The following is a 23800-nucleotide window of genomic DNA, read 5'->3' as shown; positions in this document are numbered from 1 at the left end:
AGGCTATGGTATAAAGAACCATTGTTCAGTGAGTTACCGGCCTAAGTAATGTTTGATGCAATCTGGATAGAAGGCGATCAGCAGCACCTGTACTCCATCATCGGCTTTGAAGCGCTCAGTCTTGAGGAGCGAGAGAGCAAGCGCCAGAAGCTGTTTTGTCCCGAGTGTCTCCAACCAGCGTTTTATCGCAAGGCCAGCAGCCACGGTCGCTCCGCCTGTTTTGGCTCGCGCTATCACACTCAGGCGTGCACCCTCGAACGGCGCACCGCCCAGCGTGAGAAAGAGGAGAAGGATGCCAAAGAGGTGGACCGACTGCTGAACCAGGCGGTCACCCCGTTCAGCTTTGAGGAGCCGCCTGAGGGCAAACCTGATACCCCGGCGAGCACCGGCAACATCAGGGCCTCAACAGCCCCAGCCAAAGCGGGCAAGCCTAAGCCATTAACCCTGACCAAGGCATTGCACAGCTTGCTGAGAGACAGCGACCTTGGTGCCAGCGACGCCCTGATTGAGCTGGACAAAGGCTATCAATTTAAGGCGAAGAACCTGTTTGTTCCCTTCGCCGAAGCGGAGGCGGCCGACAACGCCAAGGAGGCAAGACCCAAGATGTTCTGGGGTACCCTGTCTCATTCGGACAAGGAGATGCTGTGGCTCAACCCCGCCGGTTGTCAGGACACCGGCATCCCCATTCGCCGCTACCGCGACCATCTGCTGAAGCGCTTTGGCATAGAGGAGCGGGAGCAACTCGAGGGGGCTGGCATCATCCTGTTTGGCAAGTGCTACTGGAATCAGGCGAAAACCAGGAAGATCATCGAACTGTGGAACAAGGAGCGTATCCACCTCTCTTTGGTGGTGGATTAAAGCAAATAGGCGCCAATTGGCGCCTTTCTTAGGGCGTGTTGATCTTTGGCGTTTAGAATTTGGCCGAGGATGACGACGACTAATCAGGAAGTTCGATTGTAGGCATGGTTGCTCTACGTCAAAATCGAACGACGAAGAGTAGTGGTTGTCAGTCCGGCCCCGAAGGGCGCTTTGCTCCGTCTGGGTACTCTTTCATCTTGGGCACAATGTCCACACATCGGGGCCTGAGTGGCTGGATGCCTAAGCAAAAATAATCAGCAACGCTCTAGTGAGCGGTCTGCTCCTGATAGTCGAAGGTGGGCACTGACCAGTGCAAACGGATCGCCAATAATCGTAAACCAAAGCCCAGGGGCAGGCAGACGGCCAGTTTTACCCATTCAGACAGTTCGGCCAGGGTCAGTCCCATGTAGAGCGCCGCGGTAACCAGGGACACCAGGGCGTACAGCTCCTTCTGGAACACCAGGGGCACCCTTTGACAGAACAGATCGCGCAAAATGCCACCAAAGATGCCGGTGATCAGGCCAGAAGCGATGGCTATTACCGGAGTGTGACCCAAAGAGAGCGCTTTCTGAACGCCGATGATGGAGAACACCGCCAGACCCAGGGCATCCAGGGTCAGGAACAACCGGGTGAGATAGCGCATGACCGGCGCACAGGCCACGGTCAGCAGCGCCGTAATGGCGATCGCCACCAGATACTCAGGGTGGGCCACCCAGATGAGAGGGTAGCCTCCAAGCAGGACATCCCGCACTGTGCCGCCACCGATGGCGGTGACGCAGGCCACCATCACCACACCAAAGAGATCCATGCGGTTGCGGCCAGCCGCCAGGGCGCCAGTGATCGCTTCGGTCAGCACGCCAACCAACCACAGCACCAGAATCAATTGCATTTCAGTCACCCAACACGCTCCCGGCTTTAAAAGAATCAGGGTAGGGCGAGGGATTGTGTCAAAGGACAAAAGCCCTTGGAAATGAAACAAAAGAGGGATCGGATTAGCGCGATTTATCCCATGTTACCGAGCCGTTGCATTGGTTGCGGCCTTAGGCAAAAGGGGTAAGTCGACTAACTTAAGGGGATGACACCCAACTAAACAAGAGACGCCCATGCTGACCACCTTAGGACAGGTGCTGTCCCTGATCACCCTGGCCCTGGCCGGGCTGGTCATCGCCAAGGCATGCCGGCTGGACACCACCCTGGCCTGCCTGTTGGTGGGCTTTGTGGCCGGACAGGCCTTAGGCGTCTTGTCACTGGATACCGGCATAAGGGCGCACTACCTCAAGGACCTGGTGTTTTTTGTGGTGTTGCCGATTTTGATTTTCGAGGCCGCCTGGCACCTGAGGCCTGAGCAACTGAAGCAATGGCTGGCGCCCGTCCTGACGTTGGCGACCCTGGGCGTGGTCATCAACATGGTGGTCATCGGGGCACTGACCTACTGGGGGTTAGGCCATCCTCAGGGCTTCCCTTGGCTGGCTGCGCTGCTCACCGGCGCCATTTTGGCTGCCACCGATCCGGTTTCGGTGATCAGCCAGCTGAAAAGTCAGCGAGCACCGCAAGCACTGACCACCCTGTTCGAGGGAGAAAGCCTGTTTAATGATGCCAGTGCCGTTGTGCTCTTTAGCCTGTTGCTGGGGTTTGCCCTGCGGGAAGGGGGCAGTGTGGCCACCTCTGATCTTGGCACCTTTCTAAAGGTGTTTTTCGGAGGGTTGCTGCTGGGGGCCTTGCTTGGCGGGCTGGCAGCGCTACTCTGCCGCTTCCTCAATCGTTCCGACGCCACCATGATGACCATGGTGACCCTGGCCTTTTCCAGCTTCTATCTGGCCGAGCACTGGCTGCACCTGTCCGGCATTTTGGCGGTAATGGCCGGTGCTCTGGTGGTCAGGTGGCGGCTCGAGCGGCCAGCAGACGTCAACCTCGACGCCATCACTCTCGGCTGGAACTGGTTGGGGCTGACCTTTACCTCGCTGCTGTTTGTCATCATGGGGTTGGTGATCACTCTAGAGATGTTCACTGAGCGCTGGCTGGCGATGGCCATAGCCATCCTCGCCGCCCTGGCCGGACGTCTGGTGGCGGTTACCGGCTGCGCCCTGTTACTGAAACCGGTACAGCCCCTGAGTTTGGCCTGGCAAGGGCTGCTGGTGTGGGGCGGGCTCAGAGGAGCCATCGCCATCGCCCTGGTGCTGTCACTGCCGACCGAGTTGCCCTATTGGTGGACCATACAGTCCATGGTGTTTGGAGTGGTGTTGTTCAGCCTGTTGGTTCAAGGCACCACCAATGGCCTGCTACTGCGCAAACTCAAGTAGCCTTGGTGCGTTTTGACCACAGTCTGCTAGCTTGGAATAAGGGTAGAGTTTGGATGAGCACCCATGAATCAACCGCTTCCGCCTCCGGTTGTCGGCCCCCAGCGGCTGCTGGATGAGATCACGGTTAAGGCCCTGTTACTGGGGATGCTGTTGTCCGTGCTGCTGGCTGCGGCCAACGCCTACATCGGCCTGCTGGTGGGGATGACGGTCTCAGCTTCCATTCCCGCCGCCGCCGCATCGCTGGGAATTCTGCGTCTGTTTCGTCGCTCCAACATCCTGGAAAACAACATGGTACAAACCTCGGCATCCGCCGGGGAGTCTCTGGTTGCCGGAATCATCTTCACCATTCCGGCACTGGTGATGATGCAGGCCTGGCATGGCTACCTCTACTGGCCCATGGTGTCCATCGCCATCGTCGGCGGCATTCTGGGGGTGGCGTTCACCATTCCCTTAAGACGAGCCCTGATTGTTGAAGCCAGGCTCACCTACCCGGAAGGCCTGGCCACCGCCGAGGTACTGAAAACCGGGGGGATTGAGACCGACAGAGACAAACCGGCTCAACACCCGGTCGAACAGCCCACCCCGGGAATCAAACTTCTGGCCCAAGCGGGTGCCCTGGGGGCCGTCTACAAACTGATGGAGTCCGGATTGGGGCTGTTTGCCGGAGGCATTGGCACCGTTCGCAGTTGGTTTGGCGGCAATTACCTGTTCAGCGGAGGCATAACCCTGAGTCCCGCCCTGATTGGTGTAGGTTACATTGTCGGCATCAACATCGCCGTGCTGGTGTTTCTTGGCGGGGTCATCGGCACCATCATCGGGGTGCCACTGAATTGGCTGTTCAACAAGGATGCGGTTCTCGTGGCGGCAGGCCTAAGCCCGGGACTCTCTTTCGAACAGATCAGCCAGCAACAGTGGGGCAGCATCGCTGGCGCGGCCTGGCAGAAGTGTCGCTACATCGGTGTCGGGGCGATGATGGTTGGTGGCCTTTGGTCGCTGGTGGCTCTGGCTAAGCCGCTTACCAAGGGCATTCGCGCGTCGCTTAAGGCCTATCGCCATCACCGCACCAGCATAGATGGTGCGTTTCCCAGAACCGAGGCAGACACGCCGTTCTCCATCGTTCTATTGGTGGTGGCCGTCTCCATCATCCCGCTTTACTCCATCTTCTACATCGCCATGACCGATTATGAGCACAAGTTGATGGTGGCGGCTCTGATGACGGTGTTGATGCTAGTCCTGGGATTCCTGTTCGCCTCGGTGGCGGGGTATATGGCGGGGCTGGTGGGCAGTTCCAACAATCCCATTTCCGGGGTGACCATAGCCACAGTGATCACGTCTGCGCTGATTCTGGTCAATATCATGGGTAAGGAGGGGCCCGGCGCCATGCTGGGTCCCATAGCGGTGATCTATCTGGCGGCCCTGATCTGCTCTGCCGCCGCCATCGCCGGCGATAATATGCAGGATCTGAAATGCGGTCATCTGGTTGGCGCCACCCCCTGGCGACAGCAACTGTTTCAAGTGGTTGGGGTTGTCTCTGCGGCGCTGGTGATCCCGCTGATCCTCAGCGTGCTGGATGCGGGGTACGGCATTGGCCGCCCCTTAGAGGGGGGCGATCCAGACCGGGTACTCGCCGCCCCCCAGGCCGGACTGATGATGGCGCTGGCCCAGGGGATCTTCGGCCAGGGGATAGAGTGGAATTTCATTTACATCGGTTTCGCTCTGGCCGTCGCGCTGATAGCCCTGGATACCGTTCAGGAGAGGCGCAACGCGTCGTTTCGTTTCCCGGTCCTGGCGGTTGCCGTGGGGATCTACCTGCCACTGGGCCTGTCGGTGCCGATCTTCATCGGCGGCGTGTTGGCTGCCATGGTCGCAAAGCAAAGAGCTCGACAGAACCGGGGCAACGACCAGACCAACAACAACCGTGGCGTATTGCTGGCCTCCGGTCTGATCACCGGAGAAGCACTGATGGGTGTCGGCATAGCGCTCTATATCGCCTTTATTGGCTCACCTTTACCTACCTGGCGCCTGGGTGGGGTGCTGGGATTTTCCGCCATCATGCTGATCTGTCTCTATCTGCTTAAACAGACCACTCGCACGCATGAACAGCAGAATTAGCCAGGCAACCAATAGAGCAGCAGGAGTCCCAAACCGCCAAACACCAACAGGCTGGAGTAACGAAGGCGTCGCGGCATCAGCAGCCGATCGGCTAGGGTCGGGGGGTGGCAGCGGATGCACCTGCCATGGTGAGAGGGGATGACCCTCTGGCATTTTGAGCATTGCCTCATAATCAGTCCTTGAATTCCAGGCGCACTCCTGTGCGCAACACCTTCAACCTAGCACCTGAGCATGCGTCACCAAAGGATGTGGATCAAAGGAAATGGATCTCCTGCAACCTTACAGGCCCAGGCGTTATTCGCTTGCAAAGGCAGATCGGTGACATCGCCAGGGGCATTGATCCATTGGGAGAAATCAATCTGTAGTCCAGTTTGCCCTTATCCAGGCAAGCGTCATACTGAAGCCATGTTCTGAAAAAGTACCGGGGACATATGTCCGAACACCTGTTGGTCATCACGGTTCTTGCCAGCACCATTTTGTTGTTCTTCTTTAGCAGCTGGCGTCACGATGTGATTGCCATTATCGCCTTGTTAACCTGTGTCCTCCTGGGTCTGGTACCTGATGCACAGGCTTTTCAGGGCTTTTCCCATCCGGCGGTTATCACGGTCGCCGGGGTACTCATCGTCAGCGCAGGGTTGCAGTCCAGCGGCGTTTTGAACCTCCTGGCGAATCGGCTCATGCCCCGCAAGGCCGGGCCCCTGATCTCCCTTGCCGTGCTTTGCCTCATCGGCGCCTTTCTCTCAGCGTTCATGAACAACGTCGGAGCCATGGCCCTGTTGATGCCCCTGGCCATCTCCGTCGCCGGAAAGTCTGACATGGCTCCTGGAAAGTTATTAATGCCGTTGTCGTTTTGCACCATACTCGGCGGCATGATCACCTTGATTGGTACGCCGCCGAACTTGATCGTTTCAGGATTCCGGGACGAAATTGGTCGCGGGCATTTCCAGCTGTTCGATTTTGCACCCGTTGGGATCGTCGTTGCCTTAGCGGGTGTCGCCTTTGTGGTGTTGCTGGGGTGGCGTTTGGTGCCTCGGCGTACGGCCAAGCTGGGCAGCGACTTTGAGAGCGGCAGTTATCTGACTGAGGCTGTTGTCAGCAAGGAGAGTCCCTCTATAGGAATGTCTCTGACGGAACTGGAAAGCGTTCTTGAGCAGGAGGGTATTGATGGTCAAGTCGTGGCTTTGCACAGGGGAGACATAAAGCTGAGCCCGGCATTACCCTGGCGTAAGGTGGCACAGAACGACACCCTTTTGCTTGAGCTGGAGCCACAAGATCTCAGCACTGCCTTGTCATTGCTGAAGATGGAACTGCCTTCTTCGGCCATTGAGGAGAGTAAACGCCCGCCCGCAACCGAGGAGGACGACAGGCCCAGAGAAACCACCTTTCAGGAATATGTCGTTATGCCCAACTCCATCCTGCTCGGTCGCTCCGCAATGGATATTGGTCTGGGCAACCGATTCGGGCTGACCCTGATGGCCATTTCAAGGCATGGCCAACACACCATTCATCGACTGAAGACCACCCCGTTCAGAGCCGGTGATCTGCTGTTGTTGCAGGGGGACACGGATGCTCAGGCAGCCTTTGCGGGTGGGTATGGCTGTTTACCGTTGGCGCAGAGAGACCTGGCCCTGAACGACACCGGCAAAGCCTTGCTGGCGCTGATAATACTTATCGGTGTGCTACTGATCAGCGGTACCGGCCTGATGACCTCGGCCAGCGCTTTCGTTCTTGGCGTTGTGTTGTTTCTGCTGCTCGGCATCACCCCCTTGAGCCAGCTGTACAACGCCATTGACTGGCCGGTCATCGTCCTGCTGGGGGCAATGATGCCGGTGGCGGGTGCGATGTCGAGCACCGGAACCGCCAGTTGGATTGCCCAATCCAGTCTCGGCCTGTTTGACATCCAACAGCCCGAGGTGGTTTTGGCTGTCCTGATTGTGCTGACCATGACCCTGTCGGACTTTATGAACAATGCCGCGACGGCTGCGCTGATGTGCCCGATAGCCGTGAGCCTGGCCGCACAGCTGGGCGTCAACACCGACACTTTCCTGATGGCGGTCGCCGTTGGTGCCTCCTGCTCCTTCCTTACCCCGATAGGTCATCAAAACAATACGCTGATTCTTGGGCCTGGGGGGTTTCGTTTTGGAGACTACTGGCGTCTGGGTCTGCCTATGGAACTGTTGGTGCTGGTGGTATCCTTGCCGATGCTGCTTCTTATCTGGCCGTTGCAGGGTTGACGCTCATCTATCAGGGCAGGCTAACTGGATCGGTTTGAGGTCATGTTTCACAGTTTGACTGTCTGACCCGTGGTAGCATTGCCATTTCGATTGGGCCTCCTGCATGACCGATACCCATTTTCAGGGAAAATACGAAGTCGAGTTAAAGTACCGCCTCCACTCGAAGTCAGAGTTCCTGAACACGCTGCGCCACATCCCTCATGAAGTCATGCATCAAGATAACATCGAAACAGACTGGTATTTCGATCGTCCTGACGGGTCTCTGCACGCGGAAAACAAGAGTCTGTGCATCCGCACCGTCGAGCCGTCCAACATTCAATTGTGGATAGTCAAGGGGCCCGAACCGGACAGGTGCGAAGCCACTAATATTGCAGACTTTTCTGCCGCTTTGAGCATGTTGGACACCATGGGCTTCGACGTGGTACTGAAGGCCCAGAAGACCCGCAGCATCTATTTTGTCGAACAGTTCCACATCACCGTCGATTCTCTGGAGGGCATAGGTGATTTTGCTGAGTTTGCCATTATGACTGATGACGCCTCTAAGCTGGCCATCTACCGTACTCAGCTTCAAGCCCTGGCAAAACAGTTTGGGCTGACAGACGCTGCGCTGCAGACCAAGTCTTACAAGCAGATGTTTGTGGAAAGCCGGGCGAGCTGATCAACTCCCAATGTAGCGCCTTCGGAAGGCGGGGGTGAATCCCCTTGGGCGGTTAACCTTGTTGACCAGGCAGCCAGATTGCGGCCTTTAACCCACCGCCCTGACGGTTTTGCAGCTGAATCTGGCCGCCATGGGCCTCGACAATCTCCCTGCACAGAGCCAACCCCAGGCCAGTGCCCTGGTGTTTGGTGGAATAGAAGGGCAACAGTGCCTGGTCCAGTACCGCCGCGTTCATGCCGCTGCCTCTGTCCCTGACGACCATCTGTACTCCACTGTCATTGGTGCACACTGACAGGGTGATCTCAGCCGGCTCACTGCCGCTCTCTGCGGCATTCTTCAAAAGGTTCACCAGAACGCGCTCCAACTGGCTGGGATCAAACCAGCCGGGCTGTCCAGGCAACGTCCCATCCAACTTGAACCCATACTGGGCAGAAAGCCCTTGAATAAACTCAGTCCAGGACACCGCCTCGGGGCGCGGGGCCGGGAGCTTGGCAAAGGTGGCGTAGCCCTGAATGAAGCGATTAAGGCTGTCACAGCGCTCCTCGATGGTATTGAACACCCTCTGCAACCTGCGGTCGCTGTGCGCATCCAGCAGGGATCGGCCACTGTGGCTCATGGAGCTGATGGGGGCCAGGCTGTTGTTGAGCTCGTGGCTGATCACCCGGATCACTTTCTTCCAGGCTGCCGCCTCCTGCCGTGCCAGTTCCCGGGTCAGGCAACGGATAAGTATCAGCCTGTGAGGCCGGTTGTGCAGCTGGAATCGTCCCTGTACCAGATGATAGGTGTCACTGCTGCCTTCGGTCAACTTCAGTTGATACAGGCCATCCTGTTGAGCCGTAAACAAGGTGCTTACGGCGTCTGGCTGGTTCTGCAGCAGGCTATCGAGACTCAAGCCCTCCAGCTGGCTCTGGCCAAAGAAGCGTTCTGTGTCTCTGTTCGCCAGAATCACCCGTCGCTCCTGATCCGTGAGCAGCACCATCACCGGCGAATTTTGTATCACCTTATCGAGAATCAGCTCCCGTTGATGCAGGGTGTAGCGCTCCTGTCGCAGTTTGACCGCCATCTGGTTGTAATGCACCGACAGCGCCTTGATCTCCGGTGAGCCTCGCACCGGCAGTGAGGCGCTGAAGTCGGAATCGGAAAAGTTAAGCACGCCGGCTTCCAGAGACGCCAGCCCCTGGCGCAGTGGCCGGGTCAGGTAAAAAAGCAGAGTCACCAGAGGGACGAAAAGCAGACTGACCAGCACCAGCAGCTGCACCCAGACAGGCATGGGGCCGAAGGTTGGCAATACCTGCTGTATTGCCATGGCGCCGGCGGCTGCCAACAGCGACGCCAGCAGCGACATCAGCACCAGCAGCACTCTCAGGCTCAACGTTCCATCCCCAGCTTCTCCATGCGGCGGTAGAGTTGTTGGCGTGATACACCCAGCGCCCGTGCAGCCCGGGCGATGACACCACCATGACGAGCCAGCGCCTGGGTGATGGCGTTGCCGTCCAGTTCGGTCGGTGAGGTGGCCACCCTGGGTGGCGGCGCCTGCAGGGCCAAATCGGCTGCGCTGATCTGGCCATCTTGGCTTAGCAGACTGGCCCGGGAGATGGCGTTTTCCAACTCGCGAACGTTGCCCGGCCAGGGGTGAGCCAGCAGGGCGCGTTTGGCGTCCTCCAGCAGCTGAGCCTTCTCGCCCAGAAAATGGCCGGCCAGCGGCAGGATCTCTTCGGGACGCTCCGCCAGGGGCGGCAGGGCCAGCTGCACCACGTTCAGCCGGTAGTAGAGGTCCTCGCGAAACGTTCCGGCGGCAATGGCCGCAGGCAGATCGGCGTTGGTGGCACTGATCACCCGTACCCTGACTTTACGGGTCTGATGACTGCCCAATCGCTCAAACTCGCCGGTTTGCAGTACCCGCAGCAGTTTGACCTGGCCGGAAAGCGGCAGGTTGCCCAACTCATCCAGGAACAGGGTACCGCCGTCGGCGGCTTCAAAGCGGCCAACCCGTGTCTTGCTGGCGCCGGTGTAGGCGCCGGCTTCTGCCCCGAACAGCTCGGCTTCCATCAATTCTGAGGGTAGGGCACCCACATTCACCTTGATAAAAGGTTGGTCACGTAATGGCGAGTTAGCGTGGAGAATGTCGGCGATCCGCTCTTTGCCCGCGCCATTGGGGCCGGTGATCAACACCGGCAGATCCGACGGGGCCACCCGGGTGGCGGTTTCCAGCAGGGACACCATGGCCGGGCTGTGTACCTGCATGCCGCACAGGTTAAAGCTCGACAGCTGGTTGAGTTGGTTGGCCTGCTGATACTGGCGGGCACGTTCCTGTCTGCGCAGACGGGACAGCTCCAGCAGGTTAGTCACGGTCAGGCGCAGTTTTTGGTCTTCCCAGGGTTTGCCCAGATAATCCGCCGCGCCGGCTTTTACCAGCTCGACTGCCATGGCCAGATCGGTCCAGGCAGTGAGCAGAATGATCGGCAATCCGGGTTGCTTTGCCTGGATCTGGTGGAAGAGGGTGCGACCCTCCTCCCCCGAGGTGGTGTCGGCGCTGAAGTTCATGTCCTGAATCACCAGGGCGATCTCCTCCTGTTCCAGCACCTCCAGCGCCGCGTCGGGTGAGCTGCAGCACAGCGGACTGTGGCCATCGAGTTCCAGCAGCAACGACAGCGCCTCGCCGATTGCCGGGTTATCGTCGATGATTAAGATCCTATCCATGGCCACACTTCTCCTTGATGGGTTCCCCATAGGTTACGGATTTTTAACATAGTATCCAGTACTCCGTCCTAGACTGAACGGGTGGCCAGGGCCGGTGAGATCCTGGCGGCCCGCAGGGCCGGTGCTGCTGCGGCCAACTGGCTGAGTAGCACCAAACCTGCCAGGGTGGTCCACAGGTAGAACAGTGGCAACCGGGTCAGTTCATAATGGGTCATCAGATATTGACTGAGGGCGACGGCCCCCAGGCTGCCGAGCAAGACACCGGCCAGGCAGACCATCAGGTTCTCGGTCAGAAAATGACGGACAATGGCGGTGCGGGTGGCCCCCAGGGCACGGCGGGTCCCGATCTGCTTACGCCGTTGACCCACACTGTAGCTGGCCAGCCCCACCACGCCCAGGGCGGTGACCACCAGCAGCAGCACAATCACTACCCCCAGCATTTTGGCCATGGCGTTGTCATTGCGATAGGCCCGTTGCCGAATCTGGTCAAAGGTGCGCAGGCCACTGATCACCCGGTCCGGATCCACCTTCAGTAAGGTCTCCTCAATCTGCTTGAGTACCGCGTCCCGCTGTCCCGCCTCGGCGCGCACCAGGTAACGGGCGAAGAAGGAGGCGTTCTCCATCGGGATAAGGGCACTGGCGTAGGTGTGGCTGCGCTGAGCCCAGGGAGTCTGCAATCGGTCATACACCCCAATCACCTCGATGGGGGTGTCCCGCAGATACACCTGCTTGCCCACGGCACTTTCGCCAGGAAAGTAGAGTTCGGCGGCGTATCGACTCAGCATCACCTGGGTGGGCAGCGCCCCCAGTTTGAAATCGGTCATGATGTCGTTGGCGGTAAAGGTCCGGCCCTCGACCAGGGTCAGACCCAGGGTGGTAAACAGGTGCTCGTTACCCTGGAAGTAACCGATATTCAGGTCTACCCCGTTGTCCTCCAGGCTGGAGCTGATGGTGGTGGAGCTGCCGCTGTTGGTCAGGGGTATCTGGTTGCTGGCCGAGGCGTCGATGACACCGGGAATGGCACGAAGGGCCTGTTCATCCTGGCGGCGCTGGCTGATGAAGTCCTTGTCCATGAGCATCTCTGATACGGTAAAGCCGATAAGCTCGGACTCGGCAATGCCCGTATCCCGGGCCATCAGCTCCAGGCGCTCCTGGATGATGTGGCTTGCGTTGGCCACCACCGCCAGGGTCAGGGCCAGTTGCAGGATGATGAGCAGGGGGCCGCTCTTGCTACGCAGCAGGGCAGAGAAGATGGGTTTTATCTCAAACATGGTGGTCTCCTACTGGCTCTTCAGATAAGTGGCTGGGTTGGTGCGGCCGATTCGCCAGGCGGGAAACAGTCCGGCCAGCAGCGCCGCGATGGTGGACAGAGTGATCAACGCCACCAATATGGTGAAGTCCATGCGCGCCAGTTGGTCATAACCTGGATAGAGTTGCCTCAAACCCGCGAGCCCCAGTAGGGAGAACAGGCTGCCCAACAGCCCCCCCAACAGGCCAATCACCATCACCTCCATCATATGCTGAGCCAGAATCTGACTCTGGCTGGCCCCCAATGCCCGGCGAATGCCCGCATGGTTGGCCCGGCGCAGAAATTTGGCCAGCAACAAACCCACCATGTTCACCAGACACACCAGCAGGAACAGGAAAGAGAGTGCCAGCAAGATGCGGTTATCCTCGCTGACCACCTCGTTGTACGCCAGCCACTGGCTGACGCTGCGTAGGCTGGCAACGGCGGTCTCTGAAGGAAATCGCCCCAGGGATTGCTGCTGTTCGATGTAGGCTGACAGCTGCTGCAGGTAGGCCGATTTGTGCTCGCTGCCGTCGAGCTCAACCCAGTACTGAACCCAGTACTGCTCTGAGGTCAGCCTGTCCCCGTAGCTGTTGATCTCCTCCTGCTTCCAGCCATTGGTGTTGCCCCAGGCTTCCACTTCGTGCACCGGCAGCAGGCTGAAGGGGATGAACATCTCCTCATGCATGTGGAAGGCGCCGTTGTTGACGTCGTAAAACAGAGGCTGAGGCCGATAATCCTCAATAATGCCTACGACTGTGTAGCTTTTGCCGTTGGCGTCTATGGTTTTACCGACGTTGTTGCCGCCACCAAACAGCTTGTCGTTGAGGCTCTGGCTGATGACGGTAACCGGAGAAGCAAGCTGGTCCTGCTCGGCACTCCAGGGGGCGCCATGGAGAAAGCTCACCTCAAACATGGGGAAAAAATCTCGGGTGGCCGCACGGCCATCGGCGATAAAGGGATAGGCGTCGGGCTTGCCAGGCTTGACGGTAAAACCGGTGCGAATCATCGGCGACTGGCGCAGCGGCCCCGCCTGCTGGCTCAGATTCACCGCATCCTGATAGGTGATCTGATAGTAGAGGCCATCTTCATTGTCGGTGTCATGGCCGTCTTCATGACTCTTCAACTGCAGGGCATAGAGTCTGTCATCCTTATGGGCCATGGGGTTGTGGCTCATGGTGTAGTGCACCGTCAGGCTGGTGCCCGCCGTGCCGATGCCGATGGCGATGGCCAGCACCATCAAGGCGCTGATCACCGGGCTCTGTTTCAGGCTGAGCCAGGCCAGCTTCAGATGATACGCGAGCATGGTGTTCTCCTCAGGCCTGGGCCACGGCCGCCTCGGGGGCACGGCGGCGGTTGAGCATCGCCAGATCGCACACCTGGCCGTCGACGATGTGGATGTTACGCTGCGACTGGGCGGCCTGTTCGGCGTCGTGGGTCACCATGATGATGGTGGTACCACTGCGGTTGATGTCGCGCAGCAGCTCCATCACCTGGCGGGCCATCAAGGAGTCCAGGTTGCCCGTCGGTTCATCGGCCAGCAGGATGCGCGGCTCACCGGCCAGGGCGCGGGCGATGGCCACCCGCTGCTGCTGACCGCCGGACAGTTGAGAGGGTAGGTGCTTCATCCGGGCGGCCAGGCCGACCTGCTCCAGGGCCTGCTCGATGCGGCGCTTGCGCTCGGCGGCGTTAAAGCCGCGATAGCGCAAAGGCACGTCGACGTTGTCGAACAGATTCAAATCCGGCAGCAGGTTGTAGCCCTGGAAGATGAAGCCAATTTTCTCGTTGCGAAGCTGAGAGCGCTCACGGTCGGTCAGCATGCTGATCTCCTCGCCGTCCAGGTAGTAGCGGCCGCTGCTGGCGCTCTCCAGCAGGCCGGCGATGTTCAGGAAGGTGGTTTTGCCTGAGCCGGAGGGACCGGTCACCGCCACAAACTCTCCCTCTTTCACCTCCAGGTGAAAACCTCTCAGGGCGTGGGTCTCGATAAGATCGGTGCGAAACACCTTGCCAATGTTATCCATGTGCAGCATGAGGCACTCCTTTACTTGATGATGATCTCGCTGCTTTGCAGCAGCCCTGAGAGATCGGAAATGATGATCTGGTCGCCAACGCTGAGCCCGTCGATCACTTCGACGTGGGTCAGGCTGGTGGCGCCCAGTGAAAGGGGGGTTTTGTGGGCCAGTTGCCCGTCGACTCGATAGGCGATGCGACCATGGCCGGACTGGACGAAGGCGCCGCGGCGCACCATCAGCACGTTCTCAAGGGACTCCAGCAGTATTTGCGCCGTCAGTCGCTGATTCTGACGCAGCCTCAGGCCGGCGCCGTCGAAGCTGACGCGCACCCTGACCTGATTGGCCACGATCTCCGGTGAGATCCCGGCGATCTCCCCCTTGAGGGCCTGGCCACCCACGGACAGGGCCACCGGCATGGTCAGCCCCAATTCGTCGGCGTAACTCTCCGGCACCTCGAGCTCCGCCTGGTAGTCGGTCAGACTGACCACGGACAGCAGCGCCTGGTTATCCGCCACCTGTTCGCGCTCTTCCACCAGGGTATTGCCCACCAGGCCGGAGAGGGGAGAGATTAGGGCGAGGGCGTCCACCTGACGGCTGAGCTCGGCGACCTTGAGGTTTTGCCTCTTTAGTACGACCTCGGCGGCTTGTTGCTCAAACTTCAGGGTGTCGCGGGCCAGGGCGATCTCCTGTTCGGCGTGGTAAAAGGCGATCTTGGCGCTGGCAAACTCATCCTGGGCTTGCTGATGGTCGATGTCGCTGATGAGGGAGGTCTTCGCCGCTTTGTCGGCCCGGCGCTTCTCCCGCTCGGCGGCCACCAGTTTGACCTTGGCCTGGTCCAGGCGACGCTTAAGCTCCAGTTCCTTGCGGCGCGCGTCCAGCTGTCGGCGTTGCAGATCCAGGGCCAGACTGGCTGCCACCGCCTGCTCCTGGGACAGCTCCGATTCCAGTTCCGGGCTGTCGACCACAGCCAACAGTTGGCCGCTCTCCACCAACTGCCCCGGCTGAACCTTGAGGGAGATGCGCCCCGCAGAGGGGCTGTAGATCACTGGAGCGTTGGCGGCCACGATGCGACCTCGAGCCGCTACCTCCCGCACCATGTCGCCCCGCTCAACCGTCGCCATCTGAAGCCGGCTGCCGCGCACACTCTGCTGCCCCTGGCCATAACTGGCCCAGAGATAGCCGCTGCTGGCCAGCACCAGGCACAACCCAATGGCTGGCGCCAGCCAGCGGCGCTTAGGCTTGCTCTGGCGGGAAACATCTTGTCCTGAGGTATCCTGAATCATCACAGTGTCCGTTTGTAACCGATGTATGAATGATTGTGATGTTTGCAGGAGCTGTGCCAACACACCAATCCAGCACTATGTCTATGAAATGTATATATTATTTGGATATTGCAGGGCAGGGCGGTGATGTCCGTTGTGTCCGAAGTGTCCGCGGCGGACACTTTTAGCTGTCCACCACCTACCGACGGGACACCGGCATCTTTGCAAAGACAGGCTTTCCAAAGAAAACAGCCCGGTGATATCCACCACCGGGCTGTCGCTTTCAGATACTGAGTTTAAAGCCCATAGCTGTAGCTGGCGTTCAGCCCCAAAGGCAGGCCGAAGCTCCAATACAGCAACAGCCACAGCGTCCAGCAAACCAATAGAGCGATAGAGTAGGGCAGCATGGCCGCAATCAGGGTGCCAATGCCGGTACTCTTCACATATTTTTGGCAGTAGACCACCACCAGAGGGAAGTAGGGCATCAGCGGGGTAATGATATTGGTGGAGGAATCCCCGATGCGATAGGCCGCCTGGGACAGGTCCGGCGAGATGTTCAGCTGCATCAACATGGGCACCAGCACCGGCCCGATGAGCGCCCATTTGGCGGACGCGCTGCCCATAAAGAGGTTCACAAAGCCCACCAGGATCACCAGTCCGACAATGGTGACTGTCGCAGGCATGCCCAAGGCTTCCAGGAAGGCCGCACCTTTTACCGCAATCAGCACCCCGAGGTTGGACGCCGAGAACGCGGCAATGAACTGGGCACAGAAAAACGCCATGACGATGTAAGCGCCCATGCCTTCCATGGACTTGGTCATCGCCTTGATGACATCGGCAGAGCGGTGAAACTGGCCATTGAGATAGCCATACACCACACCGGGAATGACGAAGAAGATAAAGATGAGGGGGACGATGGACTTCATCAGTGGAGCACTGAAGCTGGCCAGGGAGCCGTTGGCATCGCGCAGAGTGGAGTCTTCAGGAAAGGCGGCCAAAGCCACCAGCGCCATGGCAATCAGCATGGATACATTGGCCCAGCGAAAGGCGCGGTTCTCCTGGTCGGTGATGCCGTCCATCTCAGGCGCTTCGATGTCGTCATTGAGCGGCGTCGACTTCAGCAGGCGAGGTTCCATCACCTTATCGGTCAGGTACCAGATGATCAGAATGATAGGGAGGGTCGAGGAAGCGGCAAAGAACCAGTTGTTCAGCGGATTCAGGCTGATGTCAGGGTCAATGGTCTGCGCCGCAGCTTCGGTAAAGGACTGCAGCAATGGATCGATGGCCGAGGGGATGAAGTTGGCGCAAAAGCCGCCTGAGACTCCGGCGAAGGCCGCCATGATCCCGGCGATGGGGTGGCGACCCATGGCGTAGAAGATAACCCCGGCCAGCGGGATGACCACCACATAACCGGCGTCGGTGGCGGTATGGGAGACAATGCCCACCACGGCGACGGCAGGGGTGATCAGCTTTGCCGGCGTCACCTTGAGCATCTTTTTAAGGGCGGTATTGATGAAACCCGAGTGCTCCGCCACGCCTACACCCAGCATGGACACCAGCACAACGCCTAAAGGAGCGAATGCGGTGAAGGTGCCCACCAGGTTGGTGAGGAACGCGGTCAAAGCTTCGGCGGTAAGCAGGTTGGTGATCACCACCGCAGAGCCGCTGCGCGGATCGATTTCGGTAAAGCTTACGCTAGACAGTGCGGCGGAAACCGCCCACACCAGCACCATCAAAATTAGAAACAGCATCGCCGGGTCGGGCAGTTTGTTGCCGACGGTTTCGATGCCATCCAAGACTCGGGTTAACCCGCCACGACTGGGGCTTGAGCTCATCTGTTATTCATTCCTTTAACGACGGAGACCACACCGCGACTCCCTGGGTAGGTCTTTCTAACATCGTTAGTTTTCAGAGCATTATCAAGTTGACTGCCAAAGTTTCATGTAAAGGAAGAGTCCAAAAGGGGGACGGACGTATAGAGGCCGTGATGGTTTGAGCAGCGAAGACCTGGCTAACGAGGTGGTTCAGTCACTCTCAAATATCATTTACCATAATATACATTGTACGCACAGAGCAATTTGCTCATTTAGAAAGGCAATACAAAAGCTTACGTTCTGAGTGTTTGAAGTCGGCTATGCAACCTAACCGTCGAAAGAGTACATTTCACCCCGGCGCGCTAAACACCTTAACGAAACTCCAAAAGTGAGAGCTGTATCACATGAAAAAGAATGTTAGCGCCCTGAATCATACCGATTGTCGTTTCTTCGTGATCTCAAATTTTCAGAACCCTAAGCAACCTGGACGCATTGATTTAGAGGCTGCGGGTCGTTGGTTTGGAGTCTCGCCCCACACAGTAAAGCGCTGGATGCGGCTAGAGTTCCCGCTAATGGCTCAAAAGCTCATCGAAATGAGCAACCGGGCCATACCGAACACTAAAGCGTGGAAAGGCTTTGGCTTTGACCATGACGGCAAACTGATCACACCTTACGTTGGCCACAAGTTCACCCCAGACGAACTGTTATGGGTCTGGTTTGAGCGTGACGAAAAGGACGCAGCGAAACTCGACCTCAAACTAGCCAACGACCGGATTAACGCCCTACAGGATGAAGATGAGCGACAAGCGATCATCGAAGAGCTACAGACCTGCATACAGACCTTAGAGAAGGTTCAGAAAAGCCCTCTGGTTTCTCACCGTCTAGGGTTTAGCAGGAGCGTTAAGCGCGAAAGCAACAAGGAGAGTTAGGAGGAAGATTCATTCCCCCCCTATTAGTAACGGGGGGCGGGCTGCGCCCTTCATCAACCCAGCGGGCCAACCCAGCCCGAAGGCCTAGCAGGAGGGCAATCGGCCAACCGAACAACGCCCCTGACGCAGCCAAGCCGACCGGATAAGGATGCCCGGTCAGCATTGGGCAAGGCTATTGAACGCACCAATAGCAGCGACCGTGAGCAAACGCGCTTTGATACCCGGTCACACATTTAAGATGCCCGGACACACAAAAAGGGCTGAAAGAACAATGCCGACAAATAGGATTATCGGCATTAACGACTATTACTGATCAATGCGCGAATAAACGGAGCCATCATCAACTATTACTGACAAATAGCGGTGAGCGCCGTTTCTCAAAAAATATAAAAAACTCTAAAACATATCCGCGCCATATTGAAATAATTATGGTTGGTGATCTCGGTTAAATTAAACGCGATAAATTCAATAAATCATATTTCACAATGCTGCATAAATCCAATTATGCCGCCTTCTACTGACCTCACGGCAGGTCGGCGGCGGCATTATGAAACGGAATATCAGAAATACGATATGCCCTACCCCCCTTTATCAAGGTTGCTTTAAATGGGTCATTACCCCTGACCATATATCCCTCATGGCGCGGATTAAACACTTTAACTGTCTCTGCATCCAAATCCCGATAAAACACATACTCATAGCCGTCACTGGTGCGAACACTGCCCGTAATCCAAACACCATCAAGCGGATGCTTTGGAGCCTCCCGCTCTATATCAGTTGATACATCACCCACCGTTAATACCTGCGCCTGCTGTGCTGGCTCCTCTGCCGAGCCTAAAAACGGCCATGCAATGAACGCACACAACAGGCCCGCTAAAAAAGCAGCCCGGCCCTTAACGCTGGTAGCCATTCTATTGACTGCTCGTTGAGCAGATCGTTTTGCGTGAGTGCTCTCACTGGTATACCTCCCATAGACTGAATTGGGCGGCAACATCGATGCCAGCCCCCATACCCCATCACGCTCTGGCGAGCGCCCATCACTGAAGATCTGCCGGGTGTCATAAGCACGATAAAGCTCCACACCCCGGTACAGCCACGAACCAACCCTAATCGCCCCCATGCCCGTACCATACGTCACCGCAGCAAGGTGCATTTTGGGCAACTTCAGTTCAAAACCAATCACCCTGGCTACAAAACTTAGCCCCGGAATCGGTAATCTATCAGAGCGCCGGCACGTCACCACCTGCTCCCCCAGCGCCTCACGGGCCTGACTGTCCAGCATCTTAAAGTGCTGAATGATGAGCATCACATCCCAACCCATCTTGCGGATATGCAACAGCAAGTCATTTAACCCTTTCCTGTCTGCATCCTTATAGTTACGCGAATTGAACCATGTACCACACTCATCCAGAACCAACAGGCCCGTTTTGTTTTCGTCGTATTCACCCTCATAAGGCGTTGGCAATGCCATTAAATCCGCGCTCACTGGCTTATCTGGCACCCGATATACACGAGTATTCTTAGCAAACGGATTTACTAAGTTCTCCAAATACAGGTCTAGATTCGTCGCCACCATGCGCCCCTGATTCAAATAATCCCGTATCTTGCCGACGCACACCAACGATTTACCAGAACCCAGTTTACCCGTAACGATGAATACCTGAGCCATTATCCGGCCGCCTTCATTTTAATCAGAACTGCTTTGTTTACGAATGAATAAGTAGTGCAAGCAAACTGAGTGGCAATACAAGCCTGTATACAAGCGGCTGTATTAGACGGCATCAATATGCCCAAATAACTGACCTCGGGCGGCATACCTGACAGTAAATCACCTATATAACCGCTTACCGCATTATCAAGCACCTTCATCGCCGCATACAACACCCCAGCCACTGAAAGTATATAGGCGATACGAATCAGCTTTTCACTGAAAAACACCGCCACCATCCGCGTCAGCAATGCGCCAATAAAAGCGGCTAACGCTGGCAAACCCAATATTGCTGGCATGGTTACACCTCTCTGAATGTCTGATTAATGGTCATGTAGCAAAACCAAGCCGCCATAACCCCAAAGACTATGTATAAAAACGGCCTGACCTTATTTACAGCACCACACAAATCTATTTCGCCACTGACCGCCGAGCCGTTATACCTCGGATTAACGCATTGAGTATTGGCAAATATCGAGGTCACGCCACTAATGGCATTCATAAAACCCGCCTGATTACCAAAATCCTCTATCCCTGACACATTAGGATCATCCCCTACGCTGCCCAATCCATCCTCATACCCTTCCCTACTGCCCTCCATGCCTGTTTCATACAGACCACTGCCGGGCATATCACTACCATCGATGAGATCGGAATTATCAGAGCCAGAACCAGAGCCGTCACCGGGGTCTGTAGTACCACCTGAACCATCACCGGGGTCTGTAGTGCCACCTGATCCATCACCGGGGTCTGTAGTGCCACCTGATCCATCACCGGGGTCTGTACCGCCACCGGGGTCTGTACCACCACCATCACCGGGGTCTGTACCGCCACCGGGGTCTGTACCACCACCATCACCGGGGTCTGGTGTTCCAGGGTCTCCCGGTTCACCTGGCGCGCATTCAGCGCCCGTAAACTCAAGAGGTGCCCAAGTTGTTTCACCTGTGCGGTTCACGCATACAGAGCCACATTCAGCGCGACACAACTTATCCGCCTTGCTAATACACATATAGCCATTGCTGGGATCATAAACAAATGCACCCGCAGCTAACTCACCTTGTATGCAAACAGGAGCTTCGCATTGGCCAGAGTTATTATTGTAATCCTCACCATCAGGACAGGCCCAAACTTCACCTATATACAAATCAGCTTCTTCTACATACTCCCCTCCATTAACACTAAATGTTACTCGACATGTACTATTATCTTTTTTGGTGCCTGACATTGGCTCAGCGTCATTATTGTTTCTACCATCCCTAACCTCTCCCCTCAACAAATCAAGCTGACAAGGAGAACCCCGCAAATCTCCCGCCATTTTTCTGACAGAAGAAGCACCTTTAAATGAAATCCAACCATTTTTAAGATGAAATCGTGAATATTCTCCACCAGCAGCAGACACAGAAGATGAAACCGCTAAAAGCGGAAGGGCTGCACAAAGCAGCCCGATAAAGCGAATCATTATACAGCCCTCCCTGTACTGGCTTAGGTAGCAGCCCGGAAGAAGCGCTTAGCCAGCTTGATGCCCAGCATGGCACCCATTACCGCCAGAACAGCGGGACCGGCGAAGGCGGCACCGGCGGCCACTTCTTCAGTGATACCAGTGGTCAGAGAGGTGTAATCGAAAGCCGCAAACGCTGGAACAGCGGTAGAGGCACCCAGAGTGGCCACAATGGCCATATTACGCTTTTTCATAGCATCATCCTTATGATGTTGTTGACTCAATAAAGCGGCGAGCAATCGCCAATTTGTACCCGAATACATATCCGGTCATTCCACAGCCGCCCAAAAACACCGCGAGCCACTGTGAGAATATTGCAAGGTCAAATTCGGCTGGCATTATTTCCACCCCTGCCCTGAACCAAACCCAACCATAATTAAGAGAGAACACGCAAACGCAAGAAACATATTGAATGTGTCAGCGTCTAAGCGAATTGCAGTTACTTCCATTTTCAAGCCCTCAGCCCGAAACCAGACTATTTGACAAGCTGAAACCCGGTTACGATATTGCGACTTGGGTTTTCAGGGTCTGGGGACAACTCCAAATCAACCATAGCTGGCATACGAGGCACCTCAGCACGGAAGCGATTCAGCAAAGCCAAATCATGTTCCATTGCAACAGACTTCTCCTCTACACCGTGAGCCTGAATATTATGATCACCCTTAACGTAATCTTTGGCCGGAACCAAATAGTTTACATTGGCGAACTTATATTCTTTGGCAACGCCGGATTTAGAGCTAACACCTTCACCAACTCGAATAGAGCTAACGAGAACTTTTAAACCCATAGTTATATCCCTCTTAAAATCTAACCAGAACCCTGAATAGCAAACTTCATTCGCTTGGGTATTTCAAATTCATCCAAATGACGAGTTAAACGCTCGATAATATCATCACTTGAATGTCCGACTTGTTTCATCATATTGATGGTGCGCCCTAACTGTTTTGCAGCGTGTTGCACCACCTTTTGATAACTGACACCGACCAATTTACGGCCCGTCTTAATTTTGCTCTGCTCAGTGGCCAGAAAAGCCATACAAGGATAAGCACCAGCAAAGTATTTACTTGGCTCGATAATCGCCTCTAAGGGGATATCACGATCCTTAGCGTGCAATTCGACTTCGTGACGAACCCACTTGGAATTCGTTTCACCCATCTGCAAGCCCTTTTCGTAGCAACGGTATATCTTGCCGCTGGTACGAGCGCCCACATACAAAGTACGCCCACCATTAGCCTTAAAGTAATACTTTTGCTGCTCTGCCCTTTTACCGCCCGTTTTACGAAGCTCACCAGATTCAATAATGCGAACCTTTGGCGCCCGGTTCCCTAACTGGAAACCACCTTCAAAAGCTTTTTCTTTGGCCCAATCGAAGCCCCGAGCGCCCTTGATATCGTCGTGAGCAAGATCCAATCGCGTGATCTTGATGCCCGGTATGTCTTTAATCAGGGCATACAGCGCTTGCATATCAACCGCCTGACACCCGGAACCCGTCAAAGACACCATGCAGCCCAGATTAGAGCCACCCCAACACACCAGACCGACCGGCACCCCTTCAATCAACAGGTTGGCCGAGTGGCCGTATCGGAAGCGACCGAAACCGTTATCCTTGATTTCCCACTCACAGCCACCAAAGTCACCCGTAACAAGGTGATTCACCCGAGTGATAAAGCGCTCTATCTCGCCGTGGCAAATGGTATCAATCATGTCGAAACCCACATGCTCACAAAGGCACTGCAAGGACTCCAAGTAATCCATTCCTGCGGATTCGCAATACTCAAGCCCTGACCTGTCAGCCAACAGCCGAGACGCCTCCAACGGGCTCAAAATACCGCGCTCATCCTTTACCTTTACACCCATCTTGGCTAACGCCTTCAAGTGCATCAGCGGCTCAGGCGTAAAGGTAAAAGTGAGATAGTCAGGAAACGCGAATACCTTACTCATTGAACGCACCCGCCTGATACAGCTCATCCCAATTGGATTGGTTGACTTCCTTCAGCTCAAAGTCAGCGCCAAACATCTGCACACACTCAATCTCCAACTCAGGAAGGGAGTCAAAGATAAACAGGTCACCGAGTATCATGGTTGATACTCCGAATGGCTCAAGTGTGTAGTAGACGATTTTCACAGGCGGGGTTCCTGCAAATCGGCGGAAAGCTCCACACGATCTAACAGGGCCACATCTAACCCTGTGACCTCATCGGTACAGACCGCCATAACAGCCTCACTGGCATCCAAGCAGTCACAAAGCGTGAACTGCCCATCTTTCGCCATACGACGACTCTTAACTTCCAGAGACACAGCCTTGATAAACCGCTCGTGAGCCGCCTTTACAGACTCTCTGCGACCTTCGTTAAGTTGACGCTGTTGTGTCCGTGTCATTCCCGGTCATCCTGTGAGCTATAATTAACTTGACATTCACCATAGACA

The 23800-nt window shown here is 56.3% G+C and carries 22 protein-coding genes; 6 read left to right on the top strand and 16 right to left on the bottom strand.

Annotated features, from left to right (window positions below; all coding sequences use genetic code 11):
- Positions 1–48 precede the first annotated feature (48 nt).
- On the top strand, positions 49–858 hold the full coding sequence (locus G505_RS0104425; RefSeq protein WP_028108482.1) for a hypothetical protein: 810 nt from the start codon (positions 49–51) through the stop codon (positions 856–858).
- A 265-nt stretch (positions 859–1123) separates the two neighbouring features.
- On the opposite strand, the gene G505_RS0104420 is transcribed toward G505_RS0104425, so the two are convergent.
- Positions 1124–1756 carry a trimeric intracellular cation channel family protein gene (locus G505_RS0104420; RefSeq protein WP_028108481.1) on the bottom strand — a complete coding sequence of 211 codons (633 nt, stop codon included), beginning with the start codon at positions 1754–1756 and terminating at the stop codon, positions 1124–1126.
- Positions 1757–1961: 205 nt separating this feature from the next.
- Here G505_RS0104420 and G505_RS0104415 point away from each other — a divergent pair, with 205 nt between their 5' ends.
- The 4 genes from G505_RS0104415 (at position 1962) to cyaB (ending at position 8162) form a co-directional block, all read left to right on the top strand.
- Positions 1962–3158, top strand: a complete 1197-nt coding sequence (locus tag G505_RS0104415; protein ID WP_035385074.1) for a cation:proton antiporter — start codon at positions 1962–1964, stop codon at positions 3156–3158.
- Positions 3159–3221: 63 nt separating this feature from the next.
- The gene (locus tag G505_RS0104410) at positions 3222–5270 is read left to right on the top strand and encodes an OPT family oligopeptide transporter (RefSeq protein ID WP_028108479.1); all 2049 of its coding nucleotides are present in this window, start codon (positions 3222–3224) and stop codon (positions 5268–5270) included.
- Positions 5271–5701: 431 nt separating this feature from the next.
- Positions 5702–7504 (top strand): SLC13 family permease, encoded by a 1803-nt coding sequence (locus G505_RS0104405; protein ID WP_028108478.1) that lies wholly within the window; start codon positions 5702–5704, stop codon positions 7502–7504.
- Positions 7505–7607: 103 nt separating this feature from the next.
- On the top strand, positions 7608–8162 hold the full coding sequence (cyaB, locus tag G505_RS0104400) for a class IV adenylate cyclase (RefSeq protein WP_028108477.1): 555 nt from the start codon (positions 7608–7610) through the stop codon (positions 8160–8162).
- Between the two features lie 52 nt (positions 8163–8214).
- On the opposite strand, the gene G505_RS0104395 is transcribed toward cyaB, so the two are convergent.
- From G505_RS0104395 to G505_RS0104365, 7 genes are all read right to left on the bottom strand, one after another.
- Positions 8215–9534 carry a sensor histidine kinase gene (locus G505_RS0104395; RefSeq protein ID WP_028108476.1) on the bottom strand — a complete coding sequence of 440 codons (1320 nt, stop codon included), beginning with the start codon at positions 9532–9534 and terminating at the stop codon, positions 8215–8217.
- Positions 9531–10862, bottom strand: a complete 1332-nt coding sequence (locus G505_RS0104390) for a sigma-54-dependent transcriptional regulator (protein ID WP_028108475.1) — start codon at positions 10860–10862, stop codon at positions 9531–9533. The genes G505_RS0104395 and G505_RS0104390 overlap by 4 nt, the downstream gene beginning before the upstream one ends.
- A 68-nt stretch (positions 10863–10930) precedes the next feature.
- Positions 10931–12133, bottom strand: a complete 1203-nt coding sequence (locus tag G505_RS0104385) for an ABC transporter permease (RefSeq protein WP_028108474.1) — start codon at positions 12131–12133, stop codon at positions 10931–10933.
- A gap of 9 nt (positions 12134–12142) precedes the next feature.
- Positions 12143–13456, bottom strand: coding sequence for an ABC transporter permease (locus G505_RS0104380; RefSeq protein ID WP_028108473.1), 1314 nt, complete (start codon positions 13454–13456; stop codon positions 12143–12145).
- Positions 13457–13466: 10 nt separating this feature from the next.
- Entirely contained in the window at positions 13467–14180 is a 714-nt protein-coding gene (locus tag G505_RS0104375) for an ABC transporter ATP-binding protein (RefSeq protein ID WP_028108472.1), read from the bottom strand.
- Between the two features lie 11 nt (positions 14181–14191).
- Positions 14192–15445 carry an efflux RND transporter periplasmic adaptor subunit gene (locus G505_RS0104370; RefSeq protein ID WP_028108471.1) on the bottom strand — a complete coding sequence of 418 codons (1254 nt, stop codon included), beginning with the start codon at positions 15443–15445 and terminating at the stop codon, positions 14192–14194.
- A gap of 275 nt (positions 15446–15720) precedes the next feature.
- Positions 15721–17259 carry an AbgT family transporter gene (locus G505_RS0104365; RefSeq protein WP_028108470.1) on the bottom strand — a complete coding sequence of 513 codons (1539 nt, stop codon included), beginning with the start codon at positions 17257–17259 and terminating at the stop codon, positions 15721–15723.
- A gap of 383 nt (positions 17260–17642) precedes the next feature.
- Here G505_RS0104365 and G505_RS0104360 point away from each other — a divergent pair, with 383 nt between their 5' ends.
- Entirely contained in the window at positions 17643–18167 is a 525-nt protein-coding gene (locus G505_RS0104360; protein WP_084643819.1) for a DUF3653 domain-containing protein, read from the top strand.
- A gap of 523 nt (positions 18168–18690) precedes the next feature.
- Here the strand turns inward: G505_RS0104360 and G505_RS22315 are convergent.
- The 8 genes from G505_RS22315 to G505_RS0104315 form a co-directional block, all read right to left on the bottom strand.
- Positions 18691–19836: a zonular occludens toxin domain-containing protein gene (locus G505_RS22315; protein WP_051215883.1), complete on the bottom strand. Its 1146-nt coding sequence runs from the start codon at positions 19834–19836 to the stop codon at positions 18691–18693.
- Positions 19836–20174 carry a DUF5455 family protein gene (locus G505_RS0104350; RefSeq protein ID WP_028108468.1) on the bottom strand — a complete coding sequence of 113 codons (339 nt, stop codon included), beginning with the start codon at positions 20172–20174 and terminating at the stop codon, positions 19836–19838. The genes G505_RS22315 and G505_RS0104350 overlap by 1 nt, the downstream gene beginning before the upstream one ends.
- 2 nt (positions 20175–20176) lie before the next feature.
- Positions 20177–21334, bottom strand: coding sequence for a hypothetical protein (locus tag G505_RS22980; RefSeq protein ID WP_157509025.1), 1158 nt, complete (start codon positions 21332–21334; stop codon positions 20177–20179).
- A gap of 23 nt (positions 21335–21357) precedes the next feature.
- Positions 21358–21567: a major capsid protein gene (locus G505_RS0104335; protein WP_028108465.1), complete on the bottom strand. Its 210-nt coding sequence runs from the start codon at positions 21565–21567 to the stop codon at positions 21358–21360.
- Positions 21568–21848: 281 nt separating this feature from the next.
- A complete protein-coding gene (locus G505_RS22665; RefSeq protein ID WP_084643817.1) occupies positions 21849–22160 on the bottom strand; it encodes a hypothetical protein in 312 nt (103 codons plus the stop codon).
- 20 nt (positions 22161–22180) lie between these two features.
- Positions 22181–23314 (bottom strand): replication initiation factor domain-containing protein, encoded by a 1134-nt coding sequence (locus G505_RS0104325; protein ID WP_028108463.1) that lies wholly within the window; start codon positions 23312–23314, stop codon positions 22181–22183.
- Positions 23307–23498 carry a hypothetical protein gene (locus G505_RS22975; protein WP_169628188.1) on the bottom strand — a complete coding sequence of 64 codons (192 nt, stop codon included), beginning with the start codon at positions 23496–23498 and terminating at the stop codon, positions 23307–23309. The genes G505_RS0104325 and G505_RS22975 overlap by 8 nt, the downstream gene beginning before the upstream one ends.
- Positions 23495–23752, bottom strand: a complete 258-nt coding sequence (locus tag G505_RS0104315) for a hypothetical protein (RefSeq protein WP_028108462.1) — start codon at positions 23750–23752, stop codon at positions 23495–23497. The genes G505_RS22975 and G505_RS0104315 overlap by 4 nt, the downstream gene beginning before the upstream one ends.
- Between the last annotated feature and the right edge of the window lie 48 nt (positions 23753–23800).

This window comes from Ferrimonas futtsuensis DSM 18154 (assembly GCF_000422645.1).
GTDB lineage: Bacteria > Pseudomonadota > Gammaproteobacteria > Enterobacterales > Shewanellaceae > Ferrimonas > Ferrimonas futtsuensis.
This window is presented reverse-complemented; position numbering and strand designations above follow the sequence as displayed.

Coding starts and splice junctions, on each gene's coding strand:
- G505_RS0104425 (WP_028108482.1), top strand. CDS start 49: ATGTTTGATGCAATCTGGATAGAAGGCGATCAGCAGCACCTGTACTCC.
- G505_RS0104415 (WP_035385074.1), top strand. CDS start 1,962: ATGCTGACCACCTTAGGACAGGTGCTGTCCCTGATCACCCTGGCCCTG.
- G505_RS0104410 (WP_028108479.1), top strand. CDS start 3,222: ATGAATCAACCGCTTCCGCCTCCGGTTGTCGGCCCCCAGCGGCTGCTG.
- G505_RS0104405 (WP_028108478.1), top strand. CDS start 5,702: ATGTCCGAACACCTGTTGGTCATCACGGTTCTTGCCAGCACCATTTTG.
- cyaB (WP_028108477.1), top strand. CDS start 7,608: ATGACCGATACCCATTTTCAGGGAAAATACGAAGTCGAGTTAAAGTAC.
- G505_RS0104390 (WP_028108475.1), bottom strand. CDS start 10,862: ATGGATAGGATCTTAATCATCGACGATAACCCGGCAATCGGCGAGGCG.
- G505_RS0104385 (WP_028108474.1), bottom strand. CDS start 12,133: ATGTTTGAGATAAAACCCATCTTCTCTGCCCTGCTGCGTAGCAAGAGC.
- G505_RS0104380 (WP_028108473.1), bottom strand. CDS start 13,456: ATGCTCGCGTATCATCTGAAGCTGGCCTGGCTCAGCCTGAAACAGAGC.
- G505_RS0104375 (WP_028108472.1), bottom strand. CDS start 14,180: ATGCTGCACATGGATAACATTGGCAAGGTGTTTCGCACCGATCTTATC.
- G505_RS0104370 (WP_028108471.1), bottom strand. CDS start 15,445: ATGATTCAGGATACCTCAGGACAAGATGTTTCCCGCCAGAGCAAGCCT.
- G505_RS0104365 (WP_028108470.1), bottom strand. CDS start 17,259: ATGAGCTCAAGCCCCAGTCGTGGCGGGTTAACCCGAGTCTTGGATGGC.
- G505_RS0104360 (WP_084643819.1), top strand. CDS start 17,643: ATGAAAAAGAATGTTAGCGCCCTGAATCATACCGATTGTCGTTTCTTC.
- G505_RS22315 (WP_051215883.1), bottom strand. CDS start 19,836: ATGGCTCAGGTATTCATCGTTACGGGTAAACTGGGTTCTGGTAAATCG.
- G505_RS0104350 (WP_028108468.1), bottom strand. CDS start 20,174: ATGCCAGCAATATTGGGTTTGCCAGCGTTAGCCGCTTTTATTGGCGCA.
- G505_RS22980 (WP_157509025.1), bottom strand. CDS start 21,334: ATGATTCGCTTTATCGGGCTGCTTTGTGCAGCCCTTCCGCTTTTAGCG.
- G505_RS0104335 (WP_028108465.1), bottom strand. CDS start 21,567: ATGAAAAAGCGTAATATGGCCATTGTGGCCACTCTGGGTGCCTCTACC.
- G505_RS22665 (WP_084643817.1), bottom strand. CDS start 22,160: ATGGGTTTAAAAGTTCTCGTTAGCTCTATTCGAGTTGGTGAAGGTGTT.
- G505_RS0104325 (WP_028108463.1), bottom strand. CDS start 23,314: ATGAGTAAGGTATTCGCGTTTCCTGACTATCTCACTTTTACCTTTACG.
- G505_RS0104315 (WP_028108462.1), bottom strand. CDS start 23,752: ATGACACGGACACAACAGCGTCAACTTAACGAAGGTCGCAGAGAGTCT.